The sequence below is a fragment of the Porticoccus sp. GXU_MW_L64 genome (assembly GCF_052983295.1).
The window spans coordinates 1-14430 of record NZ_JBRKJK010000017.1 but is presented as its reverse complement, the minus strand read 5'-3'; the positions used below and the strand labels follow the sequence as shown (position 1 = coordinate 14430).

Below are 14430 nucleotides of genomic sequence, written 5' to 3'. Positions count from 1 at the left end.
AATCTATAAGGTTGCCGGTTTAATAATTTAATCGTTATACAAGATAAGCAAGATAGTCGGTGAGTGCACGTGCAGTTTGAATCCCCCATTGTGAGACGACAAACCCGCCAGATTATGGTGGGCGATGTGCCTGTGGGCGGCGGCGCCCCCATCTCGGTGCAGAGTATGACCAACACCGAAACCACCGATGTGGCCGCAACCGTAGCCCAGGTGACCGCCATTCAGGAGGCCGGTGCCGACATTGTGCGGGTATCTGTGCCTTCCATGGACGCGGCAGAAGCCTTTGGTGAAATCCGCAAGCAAGTGACCGTGCCACTGGTGGCGGATATTCACTTTGACCACAACATCGCCCTGCGGGTGGCGGACCTGGGGGTGGATTGCCTGCGCATCAACCCCGGCAACATTGGCCGCGAACACAAAGTGCGGGCGGTAATCGACAAGGCCCGCGACCTCAATATTCCCCTGCGTATCGGCGTCAATGCCGGTTCTCTGGAAAAAGACCTGCAGCGCAAATACGGTGAACCCACCCCGGATGCATTGGTGGAGTCCGCCATGCGCCATGTGGATATTCTCGATCGCCTGGATTTTCAGAACTTCAAAGTCAGCGTCAAGGCGTCGGATATTTTTATGGCGGTGGGCGCCTATCGCAAACTCTCCGAGCAGATTGACCAACCCCTGCACCTGGGTATTACCGAAGCTGGCGGCTTTCGTTCCGGGGCAGTGAAATCGGCCATTGGCCTGGGAATGCTGCTGATGGAAGGTATTGGCGATACCGTGCGCGTGTCGCTGGCTGCGGATCCGGTGGAAGAAGTACGGGTTGCCTGGGATATGCTGAAAAGCCTGCGCCTGCGCTCCAAAGGCATCAATTTTGTCGCCTGCCCCAGTTGCTCCCGGCAGAATTTCGACGTGGTAAAAACCATGAACGAGCTGGAAGTGCGCCTGGAAGATATCACCACGCCCATGGATGTGGCGGTGATTGGCTGCATCGTCAACGGCCCCGGCGAAGCCAAAGAAGCCGACCTGGGCTTAACCGGCGCTTCACCCAGCAATCTGGTCTACATCGACGGCAAACCGGACCACAAAATCGGCCAGGACAACCTGGTGGATACGCTGGAAACATTGATTCGCGACAAAGCCGCCGCCAAAGCCGCGGAGCAAGAACAGATCATTGCCCGCTCTGATGCGTCATCCTGAGCTCAGCAAAGGATCTCAGGCTGACCAGTTACAACCAAATACGAGCAACGGAAAACACCCTTGAAAAAAATTCAATCTCTGCGGGGCATGAACGACCTGCTGCCCGCCGACTCACCCACATGGCAATACCTGGAATCTGCCGTTCGCACGCTGTTTGCCCAGTACGGCTACCGGGAAGTGCGCACCCCGGTGGTGGAACAGACCGAACTGTTCAAGCGCTCTATCGGTGAGGTCACCGATATTGTTGAAAAAGAAATGTACAGCTTTGAAACCCTCGGTGGCGATCAGGTTTCCCTGCGCCCGGAAGGTACCGCTGCGGTAGTGCGCGCCTGCGAACAACACGGCCTGCTGCATAATCAATCTCAGCGCCTGTGGTACATGGGCCCCATGTTTCGCTACGAGAAACCGCAAAAGGGTCGCCTGCGCCAGTTTCACCAGTTTGGTGTAGAGGTGTTTGGCCTGGAAGGGCCGGATATCGACGGCGAAATTCTGCTGATGACCGCGCGCCTGTGGCGTCAACTGGGTATCGCCGACCGGGTGACCCTGCAGATCAATTCCCTGGGCACTCCGGAATCCCGAGGCCGCCACCGGGATGCATTGGTGGCCTACCTGCAACAACATCGCGATCAGCTGGACGCCGACAGCCTGCGCCGCCTGGAAACCAACCCGCTACGTATTCTGGACAGTAAAAATCCCGCCATGGAAAGCCTGCTGCAAGCCGCCCCCAGTTTGCAGGATTACATGGACGCTGAATCCCGCGAGCACTTTGCCCGCCTCTGCCAGATACTCGATGCCGCCGGTGTTGCCTACCAGGTAAACCCACGTTTGGTGCGCGGCCTGGACTACTACAGCAAAACCGTATTCGAATGGGTCACCGACAGCCTTGGTGCCCAGGGCACCGTATGTGGCGGTGGCCGTTACGATGGCCTGGTGACACAGTTGGGCGGCAAACCCACCCCGGCGGTGGGTTTTGGCATGGGGGTGGAGCGCCTGGTATTGATGCTTGACGCACTGGGAGTGGTGCCGGATAGTATCGGCCAAAATCTGGATGTTTACCTCACGGCAGTGGGTGATGTGCAAGTGGCGGCGCTGACCCTGGCGGAGCAACTGCGCAGCCAGTGCCCCGGTTTGCGCATTCAATGCCACAGTGGTGGCGGCAGCTTTAAAAGTCAGATGAAAAAAGCCGACAAAAGTGGCGCTCCGGTGGCGTTGATTTTGGCGGAAGATGAAGTGGCAGCGGGTACGGTGACGGTGAAATATCTGCGCGAAGACAAGCCACAGCAGACGCTAGCCAGTGATGACATTGCCGCGCTGCTGAACAACTACTTTGCTTGATAGCTTGTAGGGCGGATTAGCGCAGCGTAATCCGCCAGGCAATTCGACAATGGTGGATTACGCTTCGCTAATCCACCCTACATTACAACGTTATGTTTTAGGAGTTGATGTGAGTGCACATTTGTCAGAAGAAGAACAGGTAGAGGCCCTCAAGCGGTGGTGGCAGCGCAATGGTCGCACCACAATCATCGCCGTAGTGGTAGGTGTGGCCGCCTGGTGGGGGTTGCAGCAGTGGAATCAGCAGCAACAAACCCAGCGGGAAAATAACTCCCTGCTGTATACAGAGGTGCAGCAGTTGGCCGCAGCCAGCGGTATTAGCGAACAGCAGCAAACAGAGCTGTGGAATAAGGCCAGTACCCTGAAAACCCAGGCACAAGGCAGCCAGTACGGATGGTACGCGGCTCTGATGCTGGCGAAACTGGCGTTTGAAAAGCAGGATTACGACACCGCAGCCAGTGAATTGCAGTACGTGATTGACGGTTCCGGTGACGATGGTCTCAACGCCATTGCCAGACTGCGGCTGGCCAAAGTGGAGGTCACTCGCGGAAATACCGAGCAGGCACTGGTGTTATTGAACGCTCAGGATAACGGCGATATGAGCGCCGCTTACGCGGAGCTGCGTGGCGATATTCAGCGTCAGCAGGGCGACAACGATGCTGCGCGCCTGGCTTATCAGGAAGCACTGAACGGTAGCGCTGGAGATAACCAATTGTTGCGTTTGAAACTCAACCGCGTCACGCCTGCGGATCACGTATCACAGGAATCAGCGGACGCGAACTCAACCGATATTGAAAACAACCAATAAAACGGGACACCCCATGCAAGCCACCACTCTACTGAAATTCCTGGCCACAGCGATCATGTTTTCGCTGTTGACCGCGTGCAGTTCCAAAGAGGAAAAAGAACAACCGGCGAAGTTGGTCAAATTTCCTCAGGAAGTGACCATCAAGCGCCTGTGGAGTCAGAGTGTGGGCGGGGCTCACAACAAATACCTCACCGGTATGCGCCCGGTGTTGCGCAATGGTGTTATCTACGCCGCCAGTGGCAAGGGCCGGGTGTCTGCTTTCAGCAGTGACAGCGGCAAACGCCTGTGGCGGGCCAAGTTGGACAAGGGACTTTCCGGCGGTGTCGGTTTTGGCGGTTCTCAGGTGTATGTGGGCGATATTGAAGGCCGAGTGTATGCGCTCAATGCCAGCGATGGCATACAGCAGTGGCAGGTGAGTTTGAAAAGTGAAGTGCTCTCCGCCGCCAGTGGCGACAGCGAGCGCGTGGCGGTGCAAACCAAAGATGGATTTGTGTACATGCTGTCTGCGGAAAATGGCGAAGAGCTGTGGCAATACAAAACCCAAACCCCGCCACTGACCAACTACGGCACCAGCTCGCCGCTGCTGATAGGGGATATGGTGGTGGTGGGTACCGCCGATGGCCAGGTTGTTGCCCTCAATGCGGATACCGGTTCGCGCCTGTGGGAGAGTCGCATCTCCAACCCCCGCGGTCGCACTGAGCTGGAAAAACTCAGCGACGTGGACGGCGTAATAGCGGTTGATGGCCAGGTGCTTTACGCCACTTCCTACCAGGGCACTGCTGTTGCCCTGAGTCGCAGTCGTGGCTCCCAGCTGGGCAGCCAGAAAAGCTCCAGTTATCACGGCCCGGCGGTATCCGGTTCGCAGGTGTTTGTGGTGGAGGAGGGTGACTACGTGCGTGCCCTGCGCGGTACCGGTATGCAACCTCTGTGGGAGAACGACCAACTGAAACTGCGCGGCCTTAGCGCCCCGGCGGTGGTGGCCGGTTATGTGGCGGTGGCAGATGTCGAGGGTTACCTGCACCTGATGGACAGCAACGATGGCCATTTTGTGGGCCGCAAAAAAGTGGATGGCAGCGGTGTGCGTGTGCCCATGATTGGCGATGGTGAGCGCATTTATATTCAGGATCACGGTGGTGGCTTGAGCTGTTACCAGGTGATTTCCAAGTAAAAGCGGAGCTGAAAAAGCGACGCACTTTTTACAGGTGCGAATCTTGCTGTTCTGCTAAAATGGCCGCCGCTTCCAGGCGGCCATTTTTTTCCTAGCTTTTTCGAGGCCATTGTGAAACTGCCGGTAATTGCCCTTGTCGGGCGTCCCAATGTGGGTAAGTCCACACTCTTTAACCGTTTGACCAAAACCCGCGATGCGCTGGTGGCGGATTATTCGGGGCTGACTCGCGACCGCAAGTACGGTGAAGGCCAACTGGCGGGCAAGCGCTTTATGCTGATTGATACCGGCGGTATCAGTGGCGACGAAGAAGGCATCGACTCAGTGATGGCCGAGCAATCCCTGCAGGCCATGGACGAAGCGGACGTGGTGTTGTTTGTGGTGGACAGTCGCGCGGGTCTTACCTCTGCCGACCGCATGATTGCCGAGCACCTTCGCAATAAGGGCCGCAAGGCGCTGCTGGTGGCCAACAAAATCGATGGTGTGAACCCGGATGTGGCTATGGCGGAATTTTACGAGCTGGGTTTTGAAACCGTATTCCCCACCACCGCCACCCACGGTCGCGGCGTAAAAGCCATGATGCAGCAGGTGCTGGAACCTTTTGCTCAGGAGGAAGAAGCGGAGACCGAAGACAGCGATCCGCGCGGTATTAAAATCGCCGTTGTCGGCCGCCCCAATGTGGGCAAGTCCACCCTGGTGAATCGCCTGCTGGGTGAAGATCGGGTGGTGGTGTTTGATATGCCCGGCACCACCCGCGACAGCATTTATATCGACTACGAGCGCCACGACAAACCCTACACCCTGATCGATACAGCCGGTATCCGGCGCCGCAAAAACGTCAAACTGGCGGTGGAAAAATTCTCCATCGTGAAAACCCTGCAGGCCATTGAAGACGCCAATGTAGCAGTGCTGTTGATCGATGCCAGCGAAGGCCTGGTGGATCAGGATTTACACATGATGGGCCATGTGCTGGATGCCGGCCGTGCCCTGGTGGTGGCGGTGAACAAGTGGGACGGTTTGCAGGTGGAGCAAAAAGACAGCATCAAAGCGGAATTACAGCGTCGCCTGCGATTTGCGGATTTTGCCGATATCCATTTTATCTCCGCACTTCACGGCAGCGGAGTTGGTAAACTTTACCCCTCCATTGAGCGGGCCTACGCCGCTGCGACCGACAAGCTGTCTACCTCCTGGCTGACTCGCATACTTGAAGACGCAGTGGCCCAGCACCAGCCGCCCATGGTGCAGGGGCGGCGCATTAAACTGCGCTACGCTCACAGTGGTGGCCAGAATCCGCCACTGATTGTGATTCACGGCAATCAGACGGACAAAGTGCCCAACAACTACGTGCGCTACCTGGAAAAAACCTTCCGCGAAGCGCTGGATTTGCACGGCACGCCGGTGCGCGTTGAATTCAAGGGCAGCGCTAACCCTTACGGTGACAAACAACAACTGAGCGATCGCCAGGCGGCAAAAAAACGCCGTCTGGACAAAACCAGACAGGCCAGGGCCAAACAACCAAGCGGAAAAAAATAACAATGAAATCACTGTCTCAAAGCCTGTTGCTGCTTTTGATTGCAGGGCTGGCTTGTAGCGCACAGGCAAACACCAACGATACAACGCAGGATAATCTTTACCGGTGGTACGGCGAACGATCTTTGGGTTTTAGCCGTTCTACCGGCAACAGCAGCGTGCAAAACCTGCTGGGCAAGCTGCGTTTTCAGCGGGATGGCCGCCAGTGGAATTCCGACCTCAAACTGGAGGCCATTGTCAGTTCTGCTAATGGCGAAAAAAATCGCCAGACTGCCACAGTAGAGGCCCAGGCCGGTTATCGGCTTTCCGAGCACAGCTACACCTTTGCCAATATTCGTTATATGGACGATCGCTTCGGTGCCTTTGCGTCTCAGGCGAGTGTGTCCACGGGTATTGGCTGGAAGCCTCTGCAGGGCGAGCGCCGCAAATTTTCCCTTGAAGGTGGCTTGGGCCTGCGGCGCAGCCAACAGCAAGTGACTGAGTTGACACAATCAGAAGCGGTGGTGCAGGGGAAGCTGGATTGGCAGTACCAGCTCACCGGCAGTACCCAATTGCTCAACAACGTCAGGGTTGAGGCGGGCGATGAAAATACCCTGTTTGAATCGGAAGCCGCTCTGCGTTTAAAAATTACCACTGACCTTGGTCTCAAAGTCAGCTACCGTTTGCGTAACAACAGTCAGGAACAGCAGGGCATCAGTGGCACCGATACCCTCACTGCTCTGTCTCTGGACTTTGCCTTTTGATTTAAACGATACCTCCCGGAAGGAATACCACCATGAAAACAACAATTGCCACCACAGTGTTGGCGGGCTTGGTTATGTCACTGGCGCCTGTGGCTTTTGCCGACGATGACAATGGCTGGAGCGGCGGAGCAGAGTTGGGTTTTAACCGCTCAACCGGTAACTCCGAAACCGACAATCTGCTGGCCCGTGTGGTGGTCAACAAGAGCTATCTGAAATGGCGCAACGAGTTCAAAATCGAAGCTATTCGCAGCTCTGAAGACGGCGTGCGCACCAAGGAAAGCGTGCTGTTTGAAGTGCAAACCAACCGCGAATTTGGCGATACCTACTACGCTTTCGGCAACCTGCGTCACAACGACGACAAGTTCGGTGGCTTTCGCACTCAAACGACCTTAAGTGGTGGTTTGGGCTGGAATGTAATCAAGCAAGAAGACCACAACCTCAACCTGGAAGCCGGTGCCGGTTATCGCCGCAGTGAGGAGCAGGGCACCGGTATTGAAACCACCGAACCCACCTTTGTGGGCAGCGCCAAATGGGGTTACCAGGCCACCGAAACCACCGAGTTGAGTAACAACTTCCGGTTGGAATCCGCCTCTGACAACACTTTTTTGGAAAATGAAATTGCTGCTCGTGTGGCGATCAATTCAACACTGGGTTTGAAAGTCAGCTACTTGGTACGCAACAACAGCGATGTGCCGGTGGGTACGGAAAAAACCGATACCCTGACGTCGGTGTCGCTGGATTATAAGTTTTAGTTGCTTTGACGTTGTTCGACGTTTGACGAGGGCGTATTACCCTGTAGATCGGCCTTCAGGTCGTCAAAGCTCTGTCTACGTAGTGCCAGCTTTGACGGGCTAAAGCCGGGCCTACAGTGTCTTCGTCAAACGTCAAACGTCAAACGTCAAACGTCTTGACGTCACTTACCTCGGCGTAGATTTCTCCATCGCGCATGCGGGTGGCAACTTTGTCACCCATCTTCACATCAGTAATACTATTTATCACTTTGCCTTCGCTATCAAAGGTAATGCTGTAACCCCGTCCCAAAGTGTTTAACGGGCTCACGGCGTTTAGCAGCTGAGCTGCGTTACCTAGCCGTTGTTGGCGTTGGGCCAACAAGTGGTCAAGAGCGGTTTGCAGATTTTGCCTGGCATTGTTGCAACGCTGGGTCAGAGCATTGATCTTCTCTTGGGGGTGGAAACGCACCAGGCGGCTAATCAATTTGTCCAGCGGCCTGTGGGCACGTTGCAGGTTTTCCTTCATGGTGTTTTGCAGGCGCATGTCCAGATTGTCCAGGTGCTGGCTTTGTTGGCGCAGCTTTTCCCCAGGGTGACGCAGGCGCTTTTGCAAGTGTTGTACGTTGTGGCGATGATGGCTGAGCAGTTGTTTTAGCTTGTCTGCCAAAAGCTGCTGGTAGCCGTTGATGGTGGCGCTGAGTTCGTTGCTGTCCGGGCTTAACAATTCCGCTGCGGCAGACGGTGTGGGGGCGCGCAGATCGGCGACAAAATCCGCAATGGTGAAATCCACCTCGTGGCCCACCGCACTGACAATGGGGATGTCACTGGCAAATATCGCCCGGGCCACCGCTTCTTCGTTAAAGGCCCACAGGTCCTCCATGGAACCGCCACCGCGACCCAGGATAATCACATCGCAGCGTTTTTGCTGATTGGCGATTTCAATGGCGTTCACGATGCCGGCTACGGCTTCATTTCCCTGCACAGCGGTGGGATAAACCGTCACCGGAATAGCGGCAAAGCGCCGCTCCAATACCTGCAAAATATCGTGAACGGCGGCGCCGCTGGCGGAAGTCACCACACCGATGCGGCGGGGCAGCGGTGGCAGTGCTTGTTTGTGTTCGGCGGCAAACAGACCTTCGGTTCCAAGGCTGGCTTTCAGCTGTTCAAAGCGCCGTTGCAGGGCACCGAGCCCGGCTTCTTCCATGTGCTCGACAATCAGCTGGAACTCGCCGCGCCCTTCATACAGGCTCACCCGGCAGCGCACCAATACTTGCAGCCCATTGCCTGGGCGGTTCCCGGCCGCCAACCGCACCCGGCTGTTGCGGTTGCGAAACATGGCGCAGCGCACCTGTGCCTGCTCGTCCTTGAGGCTGAAATACCAATGCCCGGAAGCGGGGCTGGCAAAGTTGGACAGCTCGCCCTCTACCCAGACCAGCGGCAGGTGGGTTTCCAGCAATTGACGGGTTTGGCGGTTGAGTTGGGAGATGGAATAAACGGTTTTCGCAATATCTTTGCTCATGTGTGAATTGTATAAGAGCTACGGGTTGCAAGCTACGCTGTGTTGCGTGTCGCGGTACATCGGGCCAGGCTGTCATTCTGAGCGTAGTGAAGGTAGTCGAAATTGACTCGTGCCTTCCATGGCACTCGGCCTACGGCCGCCTATGGCGCCCAAATTGACTTTCCTGTCAATTTGTCTTCACTGCGCTCAGAATGACAGAAACTGAATTGAGCTCTATCTCTCAGGGGCAAAAAAACCTATAATGCGCGGTTTTTTAAACGCCCCTTAAAACAAGCCCACTTCCAACGTATTCTGGAGAAGCGCCTTGCACACCCTTACTGAAGCCCTTACCTTCGACGATGTTCTGCTGGTACCCGGTTATTCCGAGGTGACGGCCAAAGACGTCAGTCTGAAAACCCGCCTCACTCGTGATATCGAACTCAATCTGCCACTGGTCTCTGCGGCCATGGATACCGTTACCGAGTCGCGCCTGGCTATTGCCATTGCCCAGGAAGGCGGTATTGGCATTGTTCACAAAAGCATGTCCATCGAGGAGCAGGCTGCCCAGGTGCGTGCGGTCAAAAAGTACGAAAGTGGTGTGGTGAAAGACCCCATTACCATTGAATCGAAAACCTCCATTCGTGAGCTGATGGAACTGACCCGCAAGAAAAATATTTCCGGCGTACCGGTGCTGGATGGCGGTGAACTGGTGGGCATTGTCACTCGCCGGGATGTGCGTTTCGAACCCAATGTGGACGCCACTGTGGGTGATATCATGACGCCCAAAAAACAACTGGTGACAGTCAAGGAAGGCGCACCTGCGGACGAAGTGCGGGCACTGTTGCACAAGCACCGCATTGAAAGAGTGTTGGTGGTTAACGATCAATTCGACCTCTGCGGCCTGATTACCGTCAAGGACATCGACAAGGCAGAAAAATACCCCAACGCCTGTAAAGACGACCAGGGTCGCTTGCGGGTTGGCGCTTCGGTGGGTACCAGTCTTGACACCGATGACCGGGTATCTGCGCTGGTTTCTGCGGGTGTGGATGTGTTGGTGGTGGATACCGCCCACGGCCACTCCAAAAACGTACTCGATCGGGTGGCTCGCATCAAAAACCTGTACCCGCATATTCAGGTGATTGGCGGCAATATCGCCACTGGCGAAGCGGCTCTGGCGCTGGCGGAAGCCGGTGCCGATGGCGTGAAAGTGGGTATTGGCCCCGGCTCCATCTGCACCACGCGAATTGTTTCCGGCGTGGGTGTTCCCCAGATTACTGCCATCAGTGAAGTGGCTGCGGCACTGCAGGATTGGGATATTCCAGTAATCGCCGATGGCGGCATTCGCTTTTCCGGTGATATTGCCAAAGCCATTGTCGCCGGTGCTCACGCCATTATGATGGGCTCGGTGTTTGCAGGTACCGAAGAAGCGCCCGGTGAAATCGAACTTTACCAGGGCCGCTCCTACAAATCCTATCGCGGCATGGGTTCGCTGGGGGCCATGGCGCGCACCCAGGGCTCCAGCGACCGCTACTTTCAGGATGCCAGCGCCGGTACTGAAAAACTGGTGCCGGAAGGCATTGAAGGCCGCGTACCCTACAAGGGGCCAGTGGCAAACATCATTCACCAGATGATGGGTGGCGTGCGCTCTGCCATGGGTTACACCGGCAGCGTCAGCCTGGATGTGATGCGCAGCAAACCCCGCTTTGTACGCGTGACTTCCGCCGGCATGGGTGAGAGCCACGTGCACGATGTGCAAATTACCAAAGAAGCGCCCAACTACCCGGTGGGGGGGCGTTGATTGATTGGCCGCACGTCGCACGTTTGACGTCGCACGCTAAAAACGGTTTTCTGCAAGTGCTAAATTCAGTACAGCTGCGGCGATTCCTCGGTGTTTAATCAGTGGTTGGTTTTAAGCGTGCGACGTGCGACGTCAGACGTGCGACCCGGTGTTAAGAACACTTGAGTTTGAATTAATGATGAGCCACGAAATTGGCCCGCACTACCAGGACGCAAGAATGACCAATATCCACGACCAAAAAATCCTTATCCTCGATTTTGGTTCCCAATACACACAATTAATCGCCCGCCGTATTCGCGAGGTGGGGGTGTTTTCGGAAATTCGCGCCTGGGATATTAGCGAGCAGGAAATCCGCGAGTTTAACCCCAAAGGCATTATTCTTTCCGGCGGGCCGGAATCGGTGCATGCGGCAGATTCCCCCCGCGCGCCCGCCTGTGTGTTTGAGCTGGGTTTGCCTATTTTGGGCATCTGTTACGGCATGCAGACCATGGCCGAGCAGTTCGGCGGTCAGGTGCAAAGCTCTGATGTGCATGAGTTCGGTTACGCTCAGGTAAAAATTGACAAGGACTGCCCGTTGTTTCGGGATATTCGCGATCACGTAGACCACGAAACAGGTGCATCGCTGCTGGATGTGTGGATGAGTCACGGCGACAAAGTGGCGGCCATGCCGGAAGGTTTTGACCTGATCGCCTCTACCGATAGCTGCCCCATCGCCGCCATTGCCAACCAGGACAAGCAATTTTACGGCATTCAGTTCCACCCGGAAGTGACCCACACCCTGCAAGGCATGCGTATGTTCGAGCACTTTGCCCTGCATATTTGTGGCTGCGAAGCCCTGTGGACACCGGCCAACATCATCGAAGACGCCATCGCCACCATTCGCGCCCAGGTGGGTGGCGACAAGGTATTGTTGGGTCTGTCCGGTGGTGTGGATTCCTCCGTAGTGGCGGCCATGCTGCACAAAGCCATTGGCGATCAGCTCACCTGTGTGTTTGTAGACAACGGCCTGCTGCGCAAAAACGAAGGCGATCAGGTGATGGACATGTTCGCCAAAAATATGGGGGTGCGGGTAATTCGCGCCGATGCGGAAGACCTGTTTCTTGGCAAGTTGGCTGGGGAAGCGGACCCGGAGAAAAAACGCAAGATTATCGGCAACACTTTTATTGAGGTGTTCGATGATGAAGCTACCAAGCTCAAAGACGTCAACTGGCTGGCCCAGGGCACCATCTACCCGGACGTCATCGAATCCGCCGCCTCCAAAACCGGCAAGGCTCACGTGATCAAATCCCACCACAATGTGGGCGGCCTGCCGGAAGACATGCAGTTCAAACTGGTGGAACCACTGCGGGAACTGTTCAAGGACGAAGTGCGCAAAATTGGCCTGGAGCTGGGCCTGCCCTACGACATGGTGTACCGCCATCCGTTCCCCGGTCCCGGCCTGGGGGTGCGCATCCTCGGCGAAGTGAAAAAGGAATACGCGGATTTGCTGCGGGAAGCGGACGCCATCTTTATCGAAGAACTCTACAAAAATGACCTGTACCACAAAACCAGTCAGGCGTTCGCCGTCTTCCTGCCGGTAAAATCTGTAGGCGTAGTGGGTGATGCCCGCCGCTACGAATACGTCGTAGCCCTGCGCGCGGTGGAAACCATCGACTTTATGACCGCTCGCTGGGCGCACCTGCCCTACGAATTTATCGAGAAGGTCTCCAACCGCATTATCAATGAAATCTCCGGTATCTCACGGGTGACTTACGACGTATCCAGCAAACCGCCGGCGACTATTGAGTGGGAATGATTCCGCGTCTGGTAGCACCAAGCATCTACAAGTAGCAAATCACCTATAACCCATTGTTTACAATGGGTTTTTTCTTTTTTGGTTTAGTGTTTTCAGGCAGCTTCTAGCACCACCAAGCAAACTTTTTTCATGGAATTTTCCATGGTATCGTCTTTTTCAATCTCGATGACCAAAGACAATATCATGCAGTGATTTTTAAGGTCTTCATGGTATTGGATTTTGGTAAGTGTTTGTTATTAAAGAGAAAAGCACCCTAAAAATCGCTAGTTTTTATCATGGTATTAGGGGTGTTTTTAAAGGGTGCCTTTATGTTGACTGATACCAAGCTTCGAAACCTGAAACCCAGGGATAAAATGTACAAAGTTGTCGACCGCGATGGGCTTTACGTTGCGGTATCCAAGGCCGGTACAGTTTCCTTCAGATACAACTACTCACTAAATGGTCGCCAAGAAACGCTGACCATTGGGCGCTATGGCGTCGGTGGTATTAGCTTGGCCGAGGCCAGAGAGCGTCTTAACGAAGCCAAGAAAATGATTGCTTCTGGTAAATCAAGTAATGTCTTCAATCTGGCCAGGAGGTCCGTCGTACCTTCATTTGTAGCTGCTTGTGTGGTCTATATCAGCCTGCCGTTCAGCATCAATCCGGTAATCGTTATTCTGCCGTTTGCATTACTGCTCGGGGTAGCTGTTCGTATTGGGTTTGAGCGGTTGAAGAAGTATTTCTAATTTTTTAACGCTGAATAAGGCTGCGACCACGAACCGCGCCATTGCGGTGACCGTCGCCATGGTTGTATCCTTGATCTAATGTAAAAAACTCTACTGTATTATCAATTTACAGGGTTCCTGCCCTTTGGCACTTATAGCTTGCCGAGAAGTGGCAGTGACTTGCTCGTTAAAGCATCCAGGGCAAGATGGCTCAGATACGCCCCGCCGCCAATCAAGAGTAGCCCACGTAATAGCTTGTCGAACTTATCCTGGGGATCCCAGTGATAGAGTTTATGCATTCCGGCTCCCATAAGCCCGAGTACCGTCACACTGTGGAAAAACTGCCGATGATTTGGGTTACGCAGCGATGGTTCAATCATGTCCGGTAATCTGCCCAAGAAGGCACCAATAGGAATTGCAGCAGCAGGGTGATGTAGCAACGTAGATTTGTCGTCTGAATCAACCTGTGTGATGGCCAGCGCGGCAACCGCACCCGCAAACTGATGAGTTGGCCCGTTCATATCGTCTCCTAACCGCTATTTAAGCTTTTTCTTTACTGTTTCGATCAGCTGATCGCAGCACCCGGAAACCTCGAAGCTCAAGGAGTCCAGCTTCCGGCCTTTGACCTTGATTTTGGGCCTTTGGCCATGTGTTGGGCATCGAGCTGTGCCAACTGATTTGGCAGCATGGCAGACTCCAGTGCATCGCCCATATTGCGCGGTGATACCTTCCTGCCGTTAATCTCAAAAGAAATATCCATCATTGATCAGTTCTTCCTTACTTTTCCTTCCTGACGCCTTTGAAAGGGCTCTTGCTGGAAGTCTTAACATCCATAAATCGACCGGTTGCTGCGTCCCGTTTCACATAGTGGCCTGAAGGGGTTTTGGTTTGAGAGCGGCCACGAACCGCGCCATTGCGGTGACCGTCGCCTTTCGGAGGGTTTGTTGCCATAGTTCGTTACTCGTAAATAGTGGTTGATCAAAGCCAATCTCTGATCTTGTATGCAGAATATACTAAGGCAACTCTGATTAATTCATCGTTTGAGCGATAATAGCAGCATATCCACAAACCAGAGATACCGATGCGCCAACAATCCCTGACAGATGGCTTTGAGAAACACCGTAAGAAGACT

The 14430-nt window shown here is 54.7% G+C and carries 13 protein-coding genes; 10 read left to right on the top strand and 3 right to left on the bottom strand.

The genetic code is table 11. From position 1 onward, the window contains the following. The first annotated feature begins 69 nt into the window (after positions 1-69). The 7 genes from ispG (at position 70) to ACVBEJ_RS12665 (ending at position 7524) form a co-directional block, all read left to right on the top strand. Positions 70-1194 (top strand): flavodoxin-dependent (E)-4-hydroxy-3-methylbut-2-enyl-diphosphate synthase, encoded by a 1125-nt coding sequence (ispG, locus tag ACVBEJ_RS12695; RefSeq protein ID WP_447130011.1) that lies wholly within the window; start codon positions 70-72, stop codon positions 1192-1194. Between the two features lie 60 nt (positions 1195-1254). Continuing rightward, complete coding sequence (gene hisS / locus ACVBEJ_RS12690; protein WP_447130010.1) at positions 1255-2529, top strand: histidine--tRNA ligase; 1275 nt, start codon at positions 1255-1257, stop codon at positions 2527-2529. A gap of 109 nt (positions 2530-2638) precedes the next feature. Next, the gene (locus tag ACVBEJ_RS12685; RefSeq protein WP_447130009.1) at positions 2639-3334 is read left to right on the top strand and encodes a YfgM family protein; all 696 of its coding nucleotides are present in this window, start codon (positions 2639-2641) and stop codon (positions 3332-3334) included. A 13-nt stretch (positions 3335-3347) separates the two neighbouring features. Continuing rightward, a complete protein-coding gene (bamB, locus tag ACVBEJ_RS12680) occupies positions 3348-4502 on the top strand; it encodes an outer membrane protein assembly factor BamB (RefSeq protein ID WP_447130008.1) in 1155 nt (384 codons plus the stop codon). Between the two features lie 111 nt (positions 4503-4613). Further along, positions 4614-6032: a ribosome biogenesis GTPase Der gene (der, locus tag ACVBEJ_RS12675; protein ID WP_447130007.1), complete on the top strand. Its 1419-nt coding sequence runs from the start codon at positions 4614-4616 to the stop codon at positions 6030-6032. Positions 6033-6034: 2 nt separating this feature from the next. Beyond that, on the top strand, positions 6035-6772 hold the full coding sequence (locus ACVBEJ_RS12670; protein WP_447130006.1) for a DUF481 domain-containing protein: 738 nt from the start codon (positions 6035-6037) through the stop codon (positions 6770-6772). A 32-nt stretch (positions 6773-6804) separates the two neighbouring features. Beyond that, positions 6805-7524: a DUF481 domain-containing protein gene (locus ACVBEJ_RS12665; RefSeq protein ID WP_447130005.1), complete on the top strand. Its 720-nt coding sequence runs from the start codon at positions 6805-6807 to the stop codon at positions 7522-7524. 139 nt (positions 7525-7663) lie between these two features. On the opposite strand, the gene xseA is transcribed toward ACVBEJ_RS12665, so the two are convergent. Then, positions 7664-9022 (bottom strand): exodeoxyribonuclease VII large subunit, encoded by a 1359-nt coding sequence (gene xseA, locus ACVBEJ_RS12660; RefSeq protein WP_447130004.1) that lies wholly within the window; start codon positions 9020-9022, stop codon positions 7664-7666. 304 nt (positions 9023-9326) lie between these two features. On the opposite strand from xseA, the gene guaB reads away from it, so the two are divergent. The 3 genes from guaB (at position 9327) to ACVBEJ_RS12645 (ending at position 13319) form a co-directional block, all read left to right on the top strand. Continuing rightward, positions 9327-10799 (top strand): IMP dehydrogenase, encoded by a 1473-nt coding sequence (gene guaB / locus ACVBEJ_RS12655; protein ID WP_447130003.1) that lies wholly within the window; start codon positions 9327-9329, stop codon positions 10797-10799. Between the two features lie 217 nt (positions 10800-11016). Further along, positions 11017-12594 carry a glutamine-hydrolyzing GMP synthase gene (gene guaA, locus ACVBEJ_RS12650; protein WP_447130002.1) on the top strand — a complete coding sequence of 526 codons (1578 nt, stop codon included), beginning with the start codon at positions 11017-11019 and terminating at the stop codon, positions 12592-12594. A gap of 308 nt (positions 12595-12902) precedes the next feature. Further along, on the top strand, positions 12903-13319 hold the full coding sequence (locus ACVBEJ_RS12645; RefSeq protein WP_447130001.1) for an integrase arm-type DNA-binding domain-containing protein: 417 nt from the start codon (positions 12903-12905) through the stop codon (positions 13317-13319). A 131-nt stretch (positions 13320-13450) separates the two neighbouring features. Here ACVBEJ_RS12645 and ACVBEJ_RS12640 read toward each other — a convergent pair whose 3' ends face one another. Both ACVBEJ_RS12640 and ACVBEJ_RS12635 read right to left on the bottom strand, forming a co-directional pair. After that, the gene (locus tag ACVBEJ_RS12640; protein ID WP_447130000.1) at positions 13451-13819 is read right to left on the bottom strand and encodes a metal-dependent hydrolase; all 369 of its coding nucleotides are present in this window, start codon (positions 13817-13819) and stop codon (positions 13451-13453) included. A gap of 77 nt (positions 13820-13896) precedes the next feature. Beyond that, a complete protein-coding gene (locus ACVBEJ_RS12635; RefSeq protein WP_447129999.1) occupies positions 13897-14061 on the bottom strand; it encodes a hypothetical protein in 165 nt (54 codons plus the stop codon). Between the last annotated feature and the right edge of the window lie 369 nt (positions 14062-14430).

Bases quoted from the DNA above. Each gene is read 5' to 3' on its own strand.
- xseA (WP_447130004.1), bottom strand. From the start codon at position 9,022: ATGAGCAAAGATATTGCGAAAACCGTTTATTCCATCTCCCAACTCAAC.
- bamB (WP_447130008.1), top strand. From the start codon at position 3,348: ATGCAAGCCACCACTCTACTGAAATTCCTGGCCACAGCGATCATGTTT.
- ACVBEJ_RS12665 (WP_447130005.1), top strand. From the start codon at position 6,805: ATGAAAACAACAATTGCCACCACAGTGTTGGCGGGCTTGGTTATGTCA.
- ACVBEJ_RS12645 (WP_447130001.1), top strand. From the start codon at position 12,903: ATGTTGACTGATACCAAGCTTCGAAACCTGAAACCCAGGGATAAAATG.
- ACVBEJ_RS12640 (WP_447130000.1), bottom strand. From the start codon at position 13,819: ATGAACGGGCCAACTCATCAGTTTGCGGGTGCGGTTGCCGCGCTGGCC.
- ACVBEJ_RS12670 (WP_447130006.1), top strand. From the start codon at position 6,035: ATGAAATCACTGTCTCAAAGCCTGTTGCTGCTTTTGATTGCAGGGCTG.
- ACVBEJ_RS12635 (WP_447129999.1), bottom strand. From the start codon at position 14,061: ATGATGGATATTTCTTTTGAGATTAACGGCAGGAAGGTATCACCGCGC.
- guaA (WP_447130002.1), top strand. From the start codon at position 11,017: ATGACCAATATCCACGACCAAAAAATCCTTATCCTCGATTTTGGTTCC.